Source organism: Vibrio ponticus (assembly GCF_009938225.1).
Lineage (GTDB): Bacteria > Pseudomonadota > Gammaproteobacteria > Enterobacterales > Vibrionaceae > Vibrio > Vibrio ponticus.
Genome location: NZ_AP019657.1, coordinates 1751678 through 1770274 on the forward strand (window position 1 = coordinate 1751678; position 18597 = coordinate 1770274).

At 43.3% G+C, this 18597-nt stretch carries 13 protein-coding genes; 4 read left to right on the forward strand and 9 right to left on the reverse strand.

The window, feature by feature from the left end:
- Positions 1–189: 189 nt before the first annotated feature.
- The 9 genes from GZN30_RS07605 to GZN30_RS07645 all read right to left on the reverse strand — a co-directional run bounded on the left by GZN30_RS07605 (position 190) and on the right by GZN30_RS07645 (position 10334).
- Positions 190–1134: a glutathione S-transferase family protein gene (locus tag GZN30_RS07605; protein ID WP_075648680.1), complete on the reverse strand. Its 945-nt coding sequence runs from the start codon at positions 1132–1134 to the stop codon at positions 190–192.
- A gap of 130 nt (positions 1135–1264) precedes the next feature.
- A complete protein-coding gene (locus GZN30_RS07610; RefSeq protein WP_075648681.1) occupies positions 1265–2299 on the reverse strand; it encodes a histone deacetylase family protein in 1035 nt (344 codons plus the stop codon).
- Positions 2299–3327, reverse strand: a complete 1029-nt coding sequence (locus GZN30_RS07615) for an ABC transporter substrate-binding protein (protein ID WP_075648682.1) — start codon at positions 3325–3327, stop codon at positions 2299–2301. The genes GZN30_RS07610 and GZN30_RS07615 overlap by 1 nt, the downstream gene beginning before the upstream one ends.
- 205 nt (positions 3328–3532) lie before the next feature.
- A complete protein-coding gene (gene oppF / locus GZN30_RS07620; RefSeq protein WP_075648683.1) occupies positions 3533–4525 on the reverse strand; it encodes a murein tripeptide/oligopeptide ABC transporter ATP binding protein OppF in 993 nt (330 codons plus the stop codon).
- Complete coding sequence (oppD, locus tag GZN30_RS07625; protein WP_075648684.1) at positions 4522–5493, reverse strand: ABC transporter ATP-binding protein; 972 nt, start codon at positions 5491–5493, stop codon at positions 4522–4524. Before oppD ends, oppF begins: the two co-directional genes overlap by 4 nt.
- A 24-nt stretch (positions 5494–5517) precedes the next feature.
- A complete protein-coding gene (gene oppC / locus GZN30_RS07630) occupies positions 5518–6420 on the reverse strand; it encodes an oligopeptide ABC transporter permease OppC (protein ID WP_075648685.1) in 903 nt (300 codons plus the stop codon).
- Between the two features lie 15 nt (positions 6421–6435).
- Entirely contained in the window at positions 6436–7356 is a 921-nt protein-coding gene (gene oppB / locus GZN30_RS07635) for an oligopeptide ABC transporter permease OppB (RefSeq protein WP_075648686.1), read from the reverse strand.
- 102 nt (positions 7357–7458) lie between these two features.
- A complete protein-coding gene (locus GZN30_RS07640; protein ID WP_075648687.1) occupies positions 7459–9081 on the reverse strand; it encodes an ABC transporter substrate-binding protein in 1623 nt (540 codons plus the stop codon).
- Positions 9082–9614: 533 nt separating this feature from the next.
- Positions 9615–10334 carry an SDR family oxidoreductase gene (locus GZN30_RS07645; RefSeq protein ID WP_075648688.1) on the reverse strand — a complete coding sequence of 240 codons (720 nt, stop codon included), beginning with the start codon at positions 10332–10334 and terminating at the stop codon, positions 9615–9617.
- A 158-nt stretch (positions 10335–10492) separates the two neighbouring features.
- Here GZN30_RS07645 and GZN30_RS07650 point away from each other — a divergent pair, with 158 nt between their 5' ends.
- The 4 genes from GZN30_RS07650 to GZN30_RS07665 all read left to right on the forward strand — a co-directional run bounded on the left by GZN30_RS07650 (position 10493) and on the right by GZN30_RS07665 (position 18503).
- Positions 10493–11392, forward strand: a complete 900-nt coding sequence (locus GZN30_RS07650; protein WP_075648689.1) for a LysR family transcriptional regulator — start codon at positions 10493–10495, stop codon at positions 11390–11392.
- A gap of 297 nt (positions 11393–11689) precedes the next feature.
- A complete protein-coding gene (locus GZN30_RS07655; protein ID WP_075648690.1) occupies positions 11690–15142 on the forward strand; it encodes an ATP-binding protein in 3453 nt (1150 codons plus the stop codon).
- Positions 15139–16878 carry an EAL domain-containing protein gene (locus GZN30_RS07660; protein ID WP_075648691.1) on the forward strand — a complete coding sequence of 580 codons (1740 nt, stop codon included), beginning with the start codon at positions 15139–15141 and terminating at the stop codon, positions 16876–16878. The genes GZN30_RS07655 and GZN30_RS07660 overlap by 4 nt, the downstream gene beginning before the upstream one ends.
- Positions 16878–18503 (forward strand): response regulator, encoded by a 1626-nt coding sequence (locus tag GZN30_RS07665; protein ID WP_075648692.1) that lies wholly within the window; start codon positions 16878–16880, stop codon positions 18501–18503. Before GZN30_RS07660 ends, GZN30_RS07665 begins: the two co-directional genes overlap by 1 nt.
- Positions 18504–18597: the final 94 nt, after the last annotated feature.

Consider the following 18597-nt stretch of genomic DNA (forward strand, 5'->3'; position numbering starts at 1 on the left):
GTCTCAATTGTAACTCCATTAAAACACAGTTACATGTTGTTTTTGGAACAACTTCACAATTTATTGATATTTAATTCAGTAAATAAACAGAAATGTGGTTTGGGTAATGTTTTCAGCTTGTTAAGCATATTCGCAGGCAATGTTTACTCTGTAGGAAAAAGCCTCGCGATGGCGAGGCTTTCTAGTCAATTATAAGTGGTTTCTGTGATGAGGCGAGTCTAAATCCAACTCTGGTCCAAGCGGCACAACTTGAGTTGGATTGATACCGGTATGACTAAAGTAATAGTGACGTTTAATATGATAAAAATCTGTCGTATGACGAACGCCTTCAAACTGATAGAGCTCTTTTAAGTAACCTTGCAAGTGAGGATAATCGGCAATACGCTTTTTATTGCATTTGAAATGCCCAACATACACAGCATCAAAACGCACTAAGGTGGTAAATAAACGCCAGTCTGCTTCAGTGATCTCACTGCCAACCAGAAAGCGATGGGTCTCAAGATGACGCTCTACTCTATCCAATGCAGAAAACAAGTTTTCATAGGCTTCCTCATACGCTTCTTGAGAGGTTGCGAAACCGCAGCGGTAAACTCCATTGTTAATGTTAGGGTAGATAAAGTCGTTCCACTCATCGATTAGCGAACGCAAGTGCTCAGGGTAGAAATCAAGATTATTATCCGTCAGCTGATTGAACTCACTGTTGAACATGCGAATGATTTCAGACGATTCATTGCTAACAATCGTGTTAAGCTTTTTGTCCCACAAAACCGGCACCGTGACTCTACCCGTGTAATCAGCTTTAGCTTGTGTATAAATTTGATGCAAGCGTTTATGACCAAACAGTGGTTCAGGCAGTCCCATTTGCCAGCCTTCAGAAAGCATATCCGGGCAGACCACCGTGACATCGATATGCGCTTCAAGCCCCTTAAGAGAGCGAAAAATCAGAGTGCGATGTGCCCACGGGCAAGCTAAGGAAACGTAGAGGTGATAGCGCCCACTTTCAGGCTGAAACTTGGTATCCGGTTTATTTTCAATCCAATCACGAAAACCCGCATCTTCACGGACAAACTTGCCACCACTGGTTTTGGTGTCGTACCAAACATCATGCCATACACCGTCAACTAACTTACCCATAACCGTCTCCCCTTATGTGTTTTGATTAGTATAAGGTTTAGATTACGAGAGTTAAGCGGAAGAAGTTGCACAACACATTCAAAATTTTCTAACGAAACAAAAAACGCCCAACAAAGTGGGCGTTTCAATATTAGCTCATAAAGCCATCAAGCACGGCAACCGTATTATAACCAAGGTCATCAACAGCATAGCCGCCTTCAAACACAAAGAGCGTTGGGATACCTAATTGCCCCAATTGGGTACCAATGGCTTGGTAATCCGCACGTTTTAGCTTGAAGTAGCTAATTGGGTCATGCTCGTAAGTATCCATCCCCAAAGAAATGACTAATGCTTGAGCACCAAAAGCTTTGATCTTGTTCAATGCCGTGTGCAAAGCAGGCTCATAAAGCGACCAGTCTGTTTTGCCTTGTGGTAATGGTAAGTTAAGGTTGTAGCCTTTACCTTTACCCTCGCCCACTTCATCAGCAAAACCTAAATAGTGCGGATAGTCGTAATCTGGGTCGCCGTGAATCGAAACAAACAGCACATCATCGCGATCATAAAAGATGCTTTGTGTACCATTGCCGTGGTGGTAATCCAAATCTAGAATCGCCACTTTATCTTTACCATTGCGACGTAAAGACTCAGCCGCAATTGCTGCATTGTTGATGTAGCAGTAACCACCCATCATGTCAGGAGCCGCGTGGTGACCCGGTGGACGACACAACGCAAAAGCAGAGTGCTCGCCGTTAATTAGCAGCTCAGCACCGGTTAATGCGCAATCAGAAGCGGCTTCAATCGCTTGCCAGCTGGTTTTGGTGATCGCAGCGGTCATATCAAAGCTATAATAACCTAGCTTGCCTTCAATATCCTTTGGAATGCGATGGCGCAGGTAACGCGGGCTTACAAAACAGTATGGAGACGCATCATGTTCACTACCAAAGCGCTCTTCCCACTCAGACCATGCCGACTGTAAAAACTCAACATAATCTTCAGTATGTACCCATTGCATCGGGCGCGTGCCATAACTTTTCGGTTCACACACCGTAAAGCCACCATGCTCTTGCAAAGCATTCAGTACCATATCTGCACGCTCTGGCTTTTCGAAACACGGTGTTGGTTCACCTGACAGGAACTCATACTTAACGCGATGTAGGCGTTGTTTTTCGGTATAAATGACTTTCACTATTTCTTTAGCTCCATCCAGTAGCGCTCATATTGGCTTACCGCCTCACCAACACTACCTAAAAATTGACCTTTTTGCTTTACTTCTGCCGGCGGGAAAATGATTTGGCTATCACGAATTTGCGGTGGCAAGAATTCTAGCGCCTGCAGGTTTGGCACTGCATAACCAATCTCTTTTACGATAGTGGCTTGGTTTTCAGGCTCAAGCAAAAAGTTAATAAACTGGTAAGCCGCTTGTTTGTTCTCTGCGTGCTTTGGAATAACAATATTGTCCATCCAGAAGATGGCACCTTCAGAAGGATAAACAAAACGAATTGAAGGGTTTTCGTTTTGCGCACGATATGCCGTACCATTCCACTGCATGCCGACATTCACTTCACCGGTTACAAGCGGTACATGTGGCGCATCGGAGTTGAATACGGTTACATTAGGCTTAATTTTCTGTAAACGTTCGAAAGCCTGTTTCAGTTCCGTCGCATCTTGAGAGTTCACACTGTGACCATCAATCATCAGTGCCATACCCATCACATCGCGAACATCATCAGTTAACAACAACTGACCTGCGTACTCGCTGTTCCAAAGGTCTGCCCAGCTTTTTAAGTGGCTACCATCAATGACATCCGCATTATAAGCAATTGCAGTACTGCCCCACATGTATGGCAGTGAGTAGTTGTTATTAGGGTCAAAGCTTTGGTTCAAGATAGTCGAATCTAACTTAGCAAACTGCTTGATTTTTGATTTATCAAGTTTGTGCAATAAGCCATCATTCGCAAGCTTACTCACGTAGTAAGTCGATGGGACTACGACATCAAAGCCCTTACCGTTGAGCAGTTTAAGCTTAGCGTACATGGTTTCGTTACTTTCAAACGTTGCGTAGTTGACTTTAATACCTGTTTGCTCGGTAAAGTCTTCGATAATCGATTGAGGTAAGTATTCTGACCAGTTGTATACATTCAGTGTGGTTGATGCAAATACCGGAGATGAAGCGATAAGGCCAAAAGCGGCTACTGAAACAAGTGATTTTTTCATTTACGTTAACATACTATCAATGTGTCCTGACGCAGGATTACGCCGAGCGGCATTAGATAGCATGCAAACGATTAATTCAACAAAACGATGGTTAATCTGTCTGATATTAATCAACTTTTGTTGCGATTCGTCTATAAAGCTAGCAAATAAAAAAAGCGCGGCTTATGAATCAACCGCGCTCTGGCCTGTCACAGGCTGAATAAGATTAAACCGTTACATTCAAACAAGATACGGCATGAATATCTGAGCCTTGGATTGTCGGCTTAGTTTGCGCACATGCTTGGGTTGCCTCTGGACAGCGGGTACGGAATACACAACCAGATGGCGGGTTAATCGGCGATGGCAGATCCCCTTCCAACATTTGGATCGTCTTACTGCGCTCAATCGCCGGATCTGGAATTGGTACTGCAGACATCAACGCACGAGTATATGGGTGTTTAGGATCCGCAAATAACGCTTCCGATTCACCTAGCTCAACAGCGTTGCCCAAGTACATCACCAAAACACGATCCGAAATGTGCTTAACCACTGACAAGTCATGAGCAATAAAGACTAAAGATAAGCCTAACTCTTTTTGCAGTTCTTTAAGCAAGTTAACTACCTGAGCTTGAATCGACACATCCAGTGCTGAAACTGGTTCGTCACAGATGATCATCTTAGGTTTTAAGATCAACGCACGTGCAATACCAATACGCTGACACTGACCACCCGAGAACTCATGTGGATAGCGGTTAATCACGTTTGGCAGTAGACCGACCTTCGCCATCATCTCTTTAACGCTATCTTTTACTTCTTGCTTAGAAAGCTCTGGGTAGAAGGTTTCTAATGGCTCGGCAATGATGTCACCCACCGTCATACGTGGGTTAAGTGAGGCTAACGGATCTTGGAAGATCATCTGAATCTCTTTACGAGTTTCACGGCGCTGCACTTCTTTCATTTTGGTCAGATCTTGTCCAAGCCAAACCACTTCACCGTCCGTCGCTTCAACCAGACCGATGATCGCGCGAGCAAAGGTCGACTTACCACAACCAGACTCACCTACTACGCCCAGCGTTTCGCCTTCATAAAGACGCACGTTAACGCCATCTACCGCTTTAAGGTTTGATGGTTTGCTCCACGGCCACGCAGATTTAGCCGCAATGCTAAAGTGAACTTTCAGCTCTTTTACATCTAACAGTAACTTTTTATCTACACTCATTTGCTCCAAGCCTCCCATTCAGAAAAACAAGCACGTTGGCGACCGTCGCCAAATGGCAACAAGATTGGCGCTTCACGCTTACAACGGTCCAGAGCACGATGACAACGCTCTTGGTATGGACAACCCGGTGGCAAACGCAATAGGTTTGGTGGGTTGCCAGGGATAGTTGGCAGAATTTCACCTTCAGTATCCAAACGTGGAATCGCTTTGAGCAGACCTTCCGCGTATGGGTGGCTTGGGTTGTAGAATATTTCATCAACGGTGCCGTACTCCATAGTACGTCCCGCATACATCACTAGTACTTTGTCACATGAGCCAGCAACCACACCCAAATCGTGAGTGATCATAATGATCGCAGTGTTGAACTCACGTTTTAGCTCATTGAGCAAATCCATGATCTGCGCCTGAACGGTTACGTCCAACGCGGTAGTTGGTTCATCTGCAATCAGCAATTTCGGGCGACATAGTAGTGCCATCGCGATCATTACACGCTGACGCATACCGCCTGAAAACTCATGCGGATACATTGTGATACGCTTACGCGCTTCTGGAATTTTTACCGCTTCCAGCATACGTACTGACTCTTCAAATGCTTCAGCTTTACCCATGCCTTTGTGCAGCATTAACACTTCCATTAGCTGATCGCTAACTTTCATGTATGGGTTTAACGAAGTCATTGGGTCTTGGAAGATCATCGCAATCTGCTCGGCACGAACTTTATTGAGTTCTTTTTCCGGCAGGTTGAGGATCTCTTTACCTTCAAACTTTGCGCTACCAGAGATCTTACCGTTTTTAGCCAGCAGACCCATGATAGAGAATACGGTTTGTGATTTACCTGAACCTGACTCACCTACGATACCTAAGGTTTCACCTTGGTTTAGAGAGAAGTTCAAATCGTTTACTGCGGTTACGATACCATCTTGAGTGGTGAATTCGACACGCAGATCTTTGACATCTAATAAGCTCATAGTCGCTTCCTTAATCTTTATAAATTATCTGTCTTTTGGATCCAGCGCATCGCGCAGACCGTCACCTACGTAGTTGAAACAGAATAGCGTCACAACCATGAACAGTGCTGGGAAAGCCAACTGCCAGATTGCTACTTCCATTGTCTGTGCACCTTCTTGTAGCAGTGCGCCCCAACTAGTCATAGGTTCTTGAACACCAAGACCAAGGAATGAAAGGAATGATTCAGTCAAAATCATGCTTGGGATCAGCAGCGTTGAATAAACCGCAACGATGCCCAGTACGTTTGGTACGATATGACGTGTAATAATCTTCCACTGGCTCACACCAGAAACGTGTGCCGCTTCGATAAACTCTTTGCTGCGCAAGCTCAGTGTTTGACCACGAACAATACGTGCCATGTCTAGCCATGCAATCGCACCGATTGCAACGAAGATAAGAACAATATTACGACCGAAGAATGTGACTAGTACGATAACTAGGAACATAAATGGTACTGCGTAAAGGATCTCTAGAATACGCATCATAATGCGATCAACTTTACCGCCGATGAAGCCAGAAGCCGCACCGTAAAGCGTACCAATCAATACCGCAACCAACGCACCCATTACGCCTACCATCAGTGAGATACGTCCACCAATAAGAGTACGTACGTACAAATCGCGACCAAGTGAATCAGTACCGAACCAGTGTTCAGCATTTGGACCCACATGCATTGCATACCAATCTGTATCATCAAATGCATACGGCGCAACCATTGGCAGGAAAATGACCGCCAATGTCATAAGAGTTAGAATAAACAAGCTCACCATCGCCGCTTTATTACGCATAAAACGAATACGGGCGTCTTGCCACAAACTACGACCTTCGATTTCTAGGTTCTCTGAGAATTTCTCGATCGCTTCAAGGTTTTCTTTTTTCGTTAACATAACCATACATCCCTGTTAGTAGCGAATCTTCGGATCGATCATAGCTAGCAAGATATCAACGATAGCGTTGAATAAAATGAATAGGAAACCAATCAAAATGGTTACACCCATTACTAGCGAGTAGTCACGGTTAAAGGCAGCGTTAACAAACAACTTACCAATGCCCGGCAGACCGAAGATGGTCTCGACTACAACCGAACCTGTGATGATGCCAACGAATGCAGGTCCCATGTATGACACTACAGGAAGCAAAGCAGGTTTTAGTGCGTGTTTAATAATGATGTAGCGGTAACTTAAACCTTTAGCGCGAGCGGTACGAATAAAGTTACTGTTTAGTGTCTCAATCATCGAACCACGTGTAATACGAGCGAACGTTGCCACATACAGTAGCGACATGGCGATCACTGGCAGAATGAGATACTGCCAAGAACCGTCGAGCCAACCACCAGCAGGCAGCCATTTAAGGTTCAAAGAGAAAATATAGATAAGTGCCGGTGCTAATACGAATGAAGGCAACACTACCCCAAGCATCGCAGTCGACATAACGGCATAGTCTACCCAAGTATTTTGCCTTAATGCAGCGATGGTCCCGACCGTAACCCCTAAGATAACGGTAAAGATAAATGCGATTGCACCCACTTTAGCTGACACTGGCAACGCCACCGAGATTAGCTCATTTACTGAGTAATCTAAGTATTTAAATGACGGACCAAAGTCACCTTGGATAACATTGGTTAAGTAGGTGAAGTATTGCTCTGCTACCGGCTTATCTAGACCATATTTGGCTTCGATATTCGCCATTACTTCAGGTGGCAAAGGACGCTCGCTCGAAAACGGGTTACCCGGAGCGAAACGCATGAGAAAGAAAGATACGGTGATCAAAACCAACATAGTTGGGATCGCCTCAAATATCCTTTTAGCGATGAATTTAAGCATAAACTCACTCTTTCAGTCTGTGACAATTAAATATAAGAAGACCCTACGCGTGATTTCTCACGCGCAGCGTCATTATTGTTATAGTTCTATGGTTTCGAATGATTACTCGATAATGTATAGATCTTTAGAGTAGATTTTCTCTTCTGGGTTATTCGCTGGGAAGCCACCAACCTTTGGAGAAAGTAGACGCGATTTCACGTACTGGTAGATAGGCGCGATTGGCATATCTTTCGCCATCAACTTCTCTGCTTCTGCGTACAGCGCTTTACGCTCTGCTTCAGACTTAGAAGTGATCGCTTTTTCCATTAGATCATCATACGCTTTGCTATCGTAGTGGATACCACCAGTCGTGTTACCACTCTTCATTAGCGTTAGGAAAGAAGACGCTTCGTTGTAGTCGCCACACCAACCTGCACGAGCCACTTGGAAGTCGCCAGAGTCTTTAGTTGATAGGTAAGTTTTCCACTCTTGGTTCTCTAGTGTTACGTTCACACCCAGTGATTTCTTCCACATAGAACCTAGCGCAACCGCTACCTTCTTGTGGTTTTCTGATGTGTTGTACAGAAGAGAGAAGTTTAGCGGGTTATCTTTGCCGTAACCTGCTTCTTCAAGCAAACGTTGAGCTTCTGCGTTACGTTCTTTCTGAGTCATTTTGCCGTACATAGGCATTTCTGGCTCAAAGCCTGCTGTAATTTCAGGCGTTAAGAAGTAAGCTGGTTTCTGACCTTGACCCATGATTGCGTTTGCTACGATATTACGATCAATCGTGTAAGAGATTGCTTGACGTACGCGAACATCATCAAATGGTGCTTTTTTAGTATTGAATAGGTAGTAGTAAGTACATAGGTTACCTACAACTGACACAGATTCAGGATGTTCTTTGCTTAGACGCTTGTAGTGCTCTAGCGGCAATTCGTTAGTAAAGTCAATTTCACCAGCAAGGAAACGGTTCATTTCCGATACTTGGTTTTCAATTGGTAGGAAAGTAACTTTGTCTAGTACAGTCTTATCATTGTTCCAGTACTGTTCGTTACGCTTCAGAACTAAACGCTCGTTCACAACCCATCTGTCTACAACAAATGCACCGTTACCCACGTAGTGCTCTGGCTTCGTCCACTGATCGCCGTACTTCTCAACCGTAGCTTGGTGCACTGGTTTCGTTGTCGTGTGACCCATCATCATAACAAAGTAAGGAACTGGTGAATCAAGTTCTACTACTAGTGTATGATCGTCTAGCGCTTTAACACCTAGCGTCGACTTATCTGCTTCACCTGCAATGATCGCTTTAGCATTCTTCATCTTGGTGTATTCCATGTACCAAGAGTAAGGAGAAGCTGTGTTTGGATCGACAGCACGTTGGAAGCTGTAAACGAAATCGCCTGCAGTTACAGGATCACCGTTTGACCATTTTGCATCTTTACGTAGATAGAAAGTGTAAGTTTGGTTGTCAGAGGTTTCCCAACGCTCTGCAACACCAGGGATTGTATTACCATCTGCGTCTTGGCTCACCAAACCTTCTAGCAAATCACGAATAACGTGAGACTCTGGTACACCTTGAGATTTATGAGGGTCAATTGTTGCAACTTCAGTACCGTTACCACGAACGAGTTCTTGTTTGTCAGCTAATTTAACGCCAGTAGGAACATCAGCAGCTAGAGTTGCAGTAGAGGCCATTGCTAGACCTGCACCAAGAAGAAGGGCTTGAGTGATTTTATTCTTATACATGCGTAAAACTCCGAGTTTTTTATTTGCATCCATGACTTCTCTGCATGATTACTGAACGGTAGTGATTTAGAGTGACACTGCTCACATTTACAGCACATTACTCTAAAAACATACAGAGGTTGCGCACACATTATCAATCATTGAAGTAACTTGCCATTAGAATGCACTAAAAAAATCAATAATTCTAAATTGATGTATGCAAAATAGAAGTTAAAACTACATATAAATCCATAATTGAAACTTTCAATTAAATACAAAACATAATGCAGATTAATGTATCATTAACTGCAAAGTTAACTTCATTTAGGCATTAATATAATATGCAAGCGGTATCACCAATCATTATCACCACTAAGAGCAATAATCACAGCATTAATAGTGATCAATGAAGTATGATTGTGAAAGAGTTCACAATACGGTAAGCGAAATGTTACTAGATAATTATTCTTTTTGACAACTGTATAACTAGCAGATGATAAAAACAAAAAAAATCGCCCCATGAGATCTCACGGGACGATGTTAATTTTAACTAATTAAGGTTGTTGACGCGTTGGAGCAATCACAATTTCTCGTACGCAAACACCTTGAGGTTGAGCATAAGCATATTCCACTGCACGAGCGATATCATCAGCTGCCAATACGCCGCCCATTTCCTCTTTCCAATCGTTGTAACCGGCTTTAATGTCATCTGACGACGTATGAGAAAGCAATTCAGTTTCAACGGCTCCTGGTGCAATTGTGGTCACACGTACATCAAAATTTGCAACCTCTTCACGCACATTTTCAGAAATCGCGTGTACAGCAAATTTAGTTCCACAATAAGCGGCATGGTTAGGGAATGTCTTACGACCAGCAACCGAACTAATATTAATGATCGTGCCGCTGCGACGCTCTTTCATCGGTGCTAGCACTGTTTGCATACCATTCATTAGACCAATCACGTTGACATCAAACATACGCTTCCACTCAGCTGGATCTTGCACATCTAGCTCACTCAGCAACATCACCCCCGCATTATTCACGATGCAATCTGTTGGACCAAACTGCTGCTCAGCTTTCGCAATCGCCGCTTCAAAAGATGCCTTATCTAGTACGTCAACTTTTTCACATAGTGTGTTTTCTAGATTTAGCGCTTCTAAACGCTCTACGCGACGAGCAATCAATAATAGAGGATGACCTGCTGCATTTAGGCGACGTGCAATCGCCTCACCAATACCTGAACTCGCACCTGTGATCACAACTAGTTTTTTCATGGTTTTCTCCAATCATTATTTGATATGCCGACTTCTGCTTGCGGCGATGAGAGAATCTTACTCAGCGAACGATAGTTGATATATAGCATTTAAGTTCAAACACTGTTGCACAGCTACAACAATGTGCCATACTCTCTAAAAATTTCTGAGCCTTAGCTATGCTTAACAACATTAACCTTGCAGACATCCGCTCCTTCGTTCTGATCGCTCAATTGGGCAACTTCACCAAAGCCGCAAATGCACTGGAAGTATCACGATCCCATGTCTCTCGCCAAATCAGTGCGCTGGAAAAACAGATGGGCGTAACCTTGCTCACGCGTACCACCCGCACTCTACGCCTTACGCAAGCTGGACAACGATTCTTCCATCAATGTGAAACTGCCCTACAGCAGATCGATCAAGCACTCGTTGCGGCTGTTGACGATACCAAAAAGGTACAAGGCTTAATTCGCGTCAATTGTGTTGGCGGTTATTTAGGAGAAGAATTAGTTGCGCAAGCCATCGCCGAGTTTATGCAGCTTCATCCGCAAGTGATCGTCGATCTCGATTTTTCTAGCCCTCGCATCGATTTAATCGAAGATCAGTTTGATGTTGCATTCCGCATGGGGGAACTTGAGGACGCGGGATTTATTGCAAAGCGCTTAATGGACATCGAGATGGTTACTTTAGCCAGCCCTAGCTATGTGCAACGCTACGGAGAGCCTCAGCATCCGCGCGAGCTTACCAACCACCGTACACTAACAGGCTCGGTCACCAAGTGGAGTTTTGTCAGTGCTCTTGAGTCTAATAAACATTACGACATACATGTAAAAGGAAAACTAACTTGCAAAAATGGACGTGCGCTAATCAAAGCCTGCCAACTGGGTAATGGACTTATTCGAGTTCCAAAAGTGTACTGCGAAAATGAAATCAATCGCGGAGAGCTCGTCTGTGTAATGCCACAATGGCGTATCAATAGCGTGCCTTTTTCCACTATTTTCCATAAAGACCGTTATCAACCTAAGCGCATACGTGTATTTGTCGATTTTATTTCAGAATGGTTTAAAAGTTTGCCTTAGGTTTGCTTAAAAACACTCGCTATATAATCACATTTAGCATTTAAAAATCATTAGAAAAAAGCAAGTTGGTAGGAATTTTCTTACAACCCAAGCAATTGAATTTATTAATCATTTTAATTACTTTATATTTTTTTTGACACGGGACATAATGCTGATAAAATCGCCGCCTTAATTTTTATTGATAATAGAACCCCAGTGCCTAGATTTGTATTAACCCTACTCATTTTCATTAATACAATTTTCCTTTCGACGACCAGTTTTGCATCCGAACCACATCCTCAACAACTCGTTGTCGGAATGCCAACTGAAAAATGGGCGCCATACTGGGGTGGTGTCCACAACCCATCCGGTCTTTATCACTCCTTACTCTCTAATCTTGCTGACAGTTTGGAGATGAAACTCGTCTATCGCGGATACGACTCGTTTGATGACACCTATACGGCGTTGGAACAACATCAAATTGACGCGTCGTTTGGCTTTGTAAAAACCAAATCGAGAAAGAAAAAATTCGCTTTCTCGACCCCTCTAATTTCGCTCAAAAAAATCATCTGGTTACGTGACAAACACCTCTCTGGCTTACCTTTATCAGAGTGGGAATGGGTGTGTGTTAGCGGCGGTCTTGACTGCGAAGTAGCCAAACATTTAGGGGCGCAAAAAATCACGTCCTCCGATAATATCAACCTGCTGGCTAAACTCGTTCAGCAGGGAGAAGCGGACGCCACACTCACGACGATAATGGAAGTCGAGCAGTACATTAACGACCCGCTTCTCTCCAATGGCAAAGTGATTTTAGATAACAATATTGGCAAAGTGGACATTGGTATCATGTTAGCCAAGGATCGCCCACAGCTGAAAACTCTCATCAATCAAGCTATTGATGAAAACGACCTCGACAAAAAAGCCACCAAACTATCTAACATTCATCTGCTTAATGAACAAGCACAATGGAAGCTTTTACAGAATCAACAACAGAGAAAAACCATTCGCTATACCATAGCAGCAAAGGCATATCCTCTCTCTTATCTCGATCCAAACACTCAGACTGTCAAAGGCTATGTGCATGACTTGTTGAAATTATTGGAACAAAAAACCCTATTCACGTTTGAATACGTACCGGCAAATGGTCGCAACGTAGAACAAATGCTGGCAGATGGTACCGTCGACCTTTTGCCAGGTCACTATATGCATCATGTAGATAAAAACTTGGTGTTAGCGACCACTCCCTATACGTCTACTGAATATGGCTTGATTGCAACACGCGAAGAGCATGGTGAGCGCAAACTCGCCGTGCTTGATCCGACCAGCGTTTTATGTGATTTCGTCGACAATATCCGTATCTATGAACCGATTCATGCGTATACCAATACGAAGGAGCTTTTAGAGGCACTCAATAATGGTGATATTACCCACGCATTGGTCGACCAAACCATCATAGATAACTATATGAATCATGCTAGAGAGCAGTTCTTTGATTTAGTCGAAAAACCACGTTACATGGATTTTAGTACCCCGCTGACTATGGTGGTACGTAATGACTCTGAACTGTTACACAATATGCTATCGCGTATGGTATCTATCGTGACACCAACAGAAATTGAGACGCTGAAAAACCGCCACAACAAAGTGATCATTCACTATGGTTACGACAAAGCCATGGTGAACTCATATCTTGCGGGCATCATTGCCATTTCAGTATTACTGTTCGGTGGTACTGTGGTTCTATTCTACGTGCTTGCCGGTCACCTCAAACGCAGTAGAAACATCAATAAGCTCTCTCAAAGCGAGATCAGTTGGCTATCAACTTTACTCGATAGCATGCCGAACATGATTTTGATTACAGATAAAAGTGGTAAAGTGGTGTTTACCAACCAAGCTTACAATACCGAGTTAGAAAACTGCGTTTGTCCGCAAAAATCCAACGACAATAACGAGTGCTATTTCGCAACTGCGGCAATGAATCAGCACAGTGCCTCAATATTTCAATTTCCAGATTGCCATTGCTCTTTGTCTAATCGCCACTTCCAAATTAGGCACCAAACCATCACGCATCCTCAGCATGGTTCTACGCACTACATGACGGTGATAGATGATGTGAGCGCAGACAAACAGAAAGAAGATCTGCTGCAACAATCTAACCTTCGTGCAATGAAAGCCGTTGAAGCACAGAGTGAATTTTTGGCAGTGGTTAGCCACGAGCTCCGCACCCCTATTGCTGCGATGCTGGGGTTAATGGAACTATTACAACTTAACTTGCGCGAACCACAAGATACCGAATTACTAAAAAATGCGATTCAATCTGCACATCGTTTGAAGAGCCAAGTGAATGAAATTCTTGATTTTTCAAAGATCGAAGCGAGCCAATTGCAGATCGATATTCGACGCCACAACCTTTTCGATGAGCTGTGCCCTACTTTGCGTAGCTATGAAACGTCTGCACAACTGAAAGGATTGGATTTTGTCTTTTACTGGCAGCCAAGCGCCATTGTAGAAGCAAACTTTGACTCACTCCGTATTAACCAGGTCATTGGCAATTTGCTATCCAATGCCCTCAAATTTACCGAAAAAGGTAAAATCGAAGTCGATATTATTATTGACAACCAACAACTTACCATCTCCGTAAGAGATTCGGGTTGTGGCATGACTCCGACTCAACTTGGCAATGTGTTTAAACCATTTGTGCAAGCCAATAAAGGAGTATCTCGCCGCTACGGCGGTACTGGTCTTGGCATGAGCATTAGTAAGAATTTAATCGAGCTAATGGGTGGACAAATAGACATTAGCAGTGAGTTGACCATCGGCACTACTGTGGTTATTACGGTCCCTATTGTCGGTCATAAAGTGAAGGTCGATATCGATCCTTACCATGATGTAGACAACGCAATGGCTCGACAATGGCTTGCGCTATGGCGAGGAGAGTCAACCGTCATTGTTCGCGATGATCTCGCTTGCTCAAATGAGAACTTGTATCCCGACCGCTTACTGCAACAAGCTATGATCAACCAAGATGAAGAGACCGCACCGGTTTCACTTGCAATGAGTAACCCTATAGGCAAAGTACTCGTTGCCGATGATGATTTGATCAACCAAATGCTCATGCGCAAGCAGTTGACCTTGCTTGGAGTTGAGTTTGTCATCGTCGATAATGGGCGCTCAGCGTATGAATATTTGCAACAGAAAGACAATGATGTCGTGATGATTATTACCGACTGTCATATGCCCGATATGGATGGTTTTGAACTAACAGAAGCAATAAAAAATCAACCACTACCGCTGAATTTGTTGCCTGTTATTGGATGCACAGCAGAAGATTCTCGTGTTGTCGCAGAAAAAGCTCAGAAATGTGGTATGAATGATGTACTGTATAAACCATACACTTTGGAAGACCTCCGCCAAATGGTGAAAAAATATCAACCTAGCAGACACAACCATGAGCTAGTCGATGAGCATATTGGTTGGCTAGATGATCATAGTGAGTCTGAACAGTCTGAAATGGGTGCAGTCGTCATTGAGTCTTTCACTCAAGAAATCCTGTTGCTCAACGATGAAAACAGTGATGCTGATTCCGTGATTCACCGAATTAAAGGCTCTTCCGCTCTATTGGATATGGAAACACTGACTAAGCTTACAATCCAATATGAAAACGCGTCGACATCCGCTGATCAAGCATTGATAAAACAAGCCGTGATCGCCGAGCTGATTAAAACCAAAAACAGCATCTATCTTTGGCTTAAAGAAAGGCAACAAGCATGAACATACTAATCATTGAAGACGATATTATTCAAGCAACCAAGCTGAAGTTGTCTCTCGTTGCCTTAGGCTATCATCAAATTACCATTGCAAGAGATGCTCAAACAGCGTTAACCATTTGCCAAGGTGAACCGATCAACTTTGTCATTTGTGACATCAACCTACCCGATATGGATGGTGTGCAAGCATTGTCGAATTTATCTGCCATCTCGACCAATGTCGGGATAGCAATTCACAGCGCAGTCAAAGAAGATGTCATCGAACTCACCAGCAATATGTGTATTGCTGCTGGTTTCAAATTTGTCGCAACGATACAAAAGCCTCACACCATTGATTCGTTAAAAGAAGTCTTTGAGCAATACAATAATGGCATCGAACTGTCGACCGAAGATGCGCGCCACATTGTACTGAGTGAAGAAGAAGTATTAACTGCGTTTGAACAAAGTTGGTTTGCCAATTACTATCAACCGCAGTTTGATGCCAAAACCAGACAAGTTGTCGGCGTAGAAGCGCTAATACGCTGTATCCATCCAAGATACGGTGTTCTCACACCGGCAAGCTTTTTGAACACGATCCACCAGTTAGATATGTCTGACCGACTCTTCTGGCATGTGGCAGAAAAAGCCATTTCAGCGATTTCACTACTTAATTCACACATCAACTTGTCGATTAATTTGAGCCAATCAAATTTTGAACAAGATATGTGCGATGACTTACTTGAGTTATGTAAAAGCTACAACTTTGCCCCTTCACGCCTAGTTCTCGAATTAACCGAGCATGAAGCATATTCTTACAGTCGTAATTCGCTGGCAAACTTAGCTCGTCTGCGTATGCATGGCATCTGCTTATCGATTGATGATTTTGGTACAGGACACGCCTCTCTAAGCCAATTAACTCTGCTACCGTTCACTGAACTAAAAATCGACCGCAGTTTTATCAAAAACGTGACAACCGATTACCGTAATCAGCAATTAGCCGCAATGTGTATTCAGCTTGCTAACGCTCTTGGTTTGAACTGTGTAGTAGAAGGGATTGAAGATGAAGAGACACTGCAGTATTTAGTCACGCTTGGCGTTGATTGCTATCAAGGTTTCCACGCTTGTAAACCATTGCCAATCGCGGCTCTGTGGGAGTATATTGGTCAAACCGTCGACCACGACGCGCTTGAGTTGGAACACAGTCAACATCGAGCCATCGTACTTAGCCCGAATGCAGCCTCTTCAAACGCGATCAGCAAAACCATGGCGAAAGATGGCTTATTCGCCACGATTGATACCATCAAGTCACTGGAACAACTCTATTGCTATGACAATATTCAAAGCATCACTTTACTCGTGATTGATATGGACTTTGTTGAGCACTCAGCCGGTGAACTGCTCACTCAACTCAGCTCAACCAACTTTGTCGGTTCGGTTTGCTTACTTGAAGGTAATAACCCTATTTTAGAAGAACTGAGCAACAGCAGTTACTACTGCTTTGTTGCTAATAAAAACCCTCGCTATACAAAAACAATTGCTGCTACCTTAATGGACAGAGAAAAAGCGAGTATTCAAAAGATTTATCAATTGCTGTCGACCCAAGAAATCAACGTCGCGAATTTATTGTTGAGTGGATTTAACAACAAAAAAATCGCAGCAACCCTTGAGATCAGTGAAAAGACCGTCAGCACTTACAAAAACCGTATATTCAAAAAATTGGATATACAGTCCGTAGTAGAGTTAGCACAATTTAGTAAGTAATGAAGGCATTTTCTAATTTAAAAGTCTTGATCGTCGATGACGCATCTATCGTTGTCGTCACCCTAAAAAGCATGCTAATCAAGATTGGTTTTAACGACCGTCTCATTAGCTACTGTTCAAGCGCTCGTGCCAGTATGCAGCTGGCACGACAAGAACAGTATGACTTGATCTTATGCGATTATAACCTCGGTCGAGGAATGAACGGTAAACAGGTGTTTGAAGAAATGAAACACCACGGTTTGCTGCACGACAAATCTGTGTTTGTTCTTATCACTGGTGAAAGTTCCGCTACGGTAGTACATTCAATAGTAGAACTTAAACCTGACGATTATCTGCTGAAACCATTTAACGTCATGTCGTTGAAAGAACGCGTCACCTCAGCTATCAATCGCAAACACACGCTGTATAAACTCTACAAAATGCAGTCAAAGCACCAGTTTGAGGAAGGGCTGGCGCTCTGTGATGAACTGCTGCCATTTTATCCAGAATATCACTTCACTATTTCGCGTTTTAAAGGTGAGTTTTTAAGCCGACTTGAACTCCATGACGAGTCAAAGCAGCTTTATGAAAGCATCCTCGCACGCAAAGAATATGATTGGGCAACCATTGGTCTTGCTAACTCTCTGATGCATTTAGGAGAGAAGAAAACCGCGCAAAACATGATCAATAAGATGTTAGCCTCTAAGCCAAACAGTACCGTGCTGCGCACAGCAGCAGCCAACCTTAGCCTGATCAACAATGAAATTCCAACCGCAATTCGTCATTTTGAACTTGCGAGTAAAATGGTACGCGGCAACTCAGATCGCGAATTAGTCATATGCAATTTATGTCTTGCAGTCGGCGACTACCAAAACGCCCTAGAGCGTTATCGTATTTACATGGAGATCAACAAAGAGACTTACCGAAATACGGTTTATGCCAAACTAAACCTGATTCGTGTCATTCTCTATTCATGCCACAACTGCGCTCCAGAAGAAAAAGTTTCACGTTTAAATGAAGCCAAGAGCCTTTATACCCATATCGCGGGTATGAAAGAAGCGGAGAAACTCAAAGCAGAGCTCGATCTTATATTGGCGCACATTGCTCTAGAGGAACAGCAGTATCGTTTGGCGATTAGCAAGCTCAATCAAGTTCATCGCCAACTTGGTTTGGCTCACTTCTATCCATTCAATCAATTTGCTTGGCTACTCAATCAGATGAGTTTTGATACCGAATTCAATAAGCTAATCCCTAAATGCAGCGAGAGTATTCAACGTAATCAAAACGAGCACATCTATGCCAGCCAGATGACGATGCTCAAACAATTACAACAAGCCAATACCGAAAAACTGCAATGGCTTGAAAGCAAGCATAAGTACATTCAAGCGAATAAAATGACACTAACCGAGTTGATCAAGATTTACATTGAGATCAACACGCGCTGCCCATTCTTGCAAACCGTTAGCATGAGTATCATTAAAATTCTCGCCAAACGACTCCCCCGAGAGGCAGATATCAATTTGCTTAAACATGTCGTCACCCAATGTGATTTGGTACTTCGTCAATTGATGGATCCAGAAGAACTTGAGAAAGCCAATTACGAACAATTACATCAAACTATCCTTGAAAATCTAACTCAATCTTAAGTCCCTGCGGGGACTTTTTTTATATGATTTGCGCCTGACAAATATCTTTTGAACCAATATTTAAATCACCCCTACAAATTGGCTCAAATTTGTA

What these genes read in the sequence shown, in the direction of transcription:
- GZN30_RS07655 (WP_075648690.1), top strand. Translation starts at nt 11,690, where the DNA reads ATGCCAACTGAAAAATGGGCGCCATACTGGGGTGGTGTCCACAACCCA.
- GZN30_RS07650 (WP_075648689.1), top strand. Translation starts at nt 10,493, where the DNA reads ATGCTTAACAACATTAACCTTGCAGACATCCGCTCCTTCGTTCTGATC.
- GZN30_RS07665 (WP_075648692.1), top strand. Translation starts at nt 16,878, where the DNA reads ATGAAGGCATTTTCTAATTTAAAAGTCTTGATCGTCGATGACGCATCT.
- oppB (WP_075648686.1), bottom strand. Translation starts at nt 7,356, where the DNA reads ATGCTTAAATTCATCGCTAAAAGGATATTTGAGGCGATCCCAACTATG.
- oppC (WP_075648685.1), bottom strand. Translation starts at nt 6,420, where the DNA reads ATGTTAACGAAAAAAGAAAACCTTGAAGCGATCGAGAAATTCTCAGAG.
- GZN30_RS07645 (WP_075648688.1), bottom strand. Translation starts at nt 10,334, where the DNA reads ATGAAAAAACTAGTTGTGATCACAGGTGCGAGTTCAGGTATTGGTGAG.
- GZN30_RS07615 (WP_075648682.1), bottom strand. Translation starts at nt 3,327, where the DNA reads ATGAAAAAATCACTTGTTTCAGTAGCCGCTTTTGGCCTTATCGCTTCA.
- GZN30_RS07660 (WP_075648691.1), top strand. Translation starts at nt 15,139, where the DNA reads ATGAACATACTAATCATTGAAGACGATATTATTCAAGCAACCAAGCTG.
- oppD (WP_075648684.1), bottom strand. Translation starts at nt 5,493, where the DNA reads ATGAGCTTATTAGATGTCAAAGATCTGCGTGTCGAATTCACCACTCAA.
- GZN30_RS07605 (WP_075648680.1), bottom strand. Translation starts at nt 1,134, where the DNA reads ATGGGTAAGTTAGTTGACGGTGTATGGCATGATGTTTGGTACGACACC.
- oppF (WP_075648683.1), bottom strand. Translation starts at nt 4,525, where the DNA reads ATGAGTGTAGATAAAAAGTTACTGTTAGATGTAAAAGAGCTGAAAGTT.
- GZN30_RS07640 (WP_075648687.1), bottom strand. Translation starts at nt 9,081, where the DNA reads ATGTATAAGAATAAAATCACTCAAGCCCTTCTTCTTGGTGCAGGTCTA.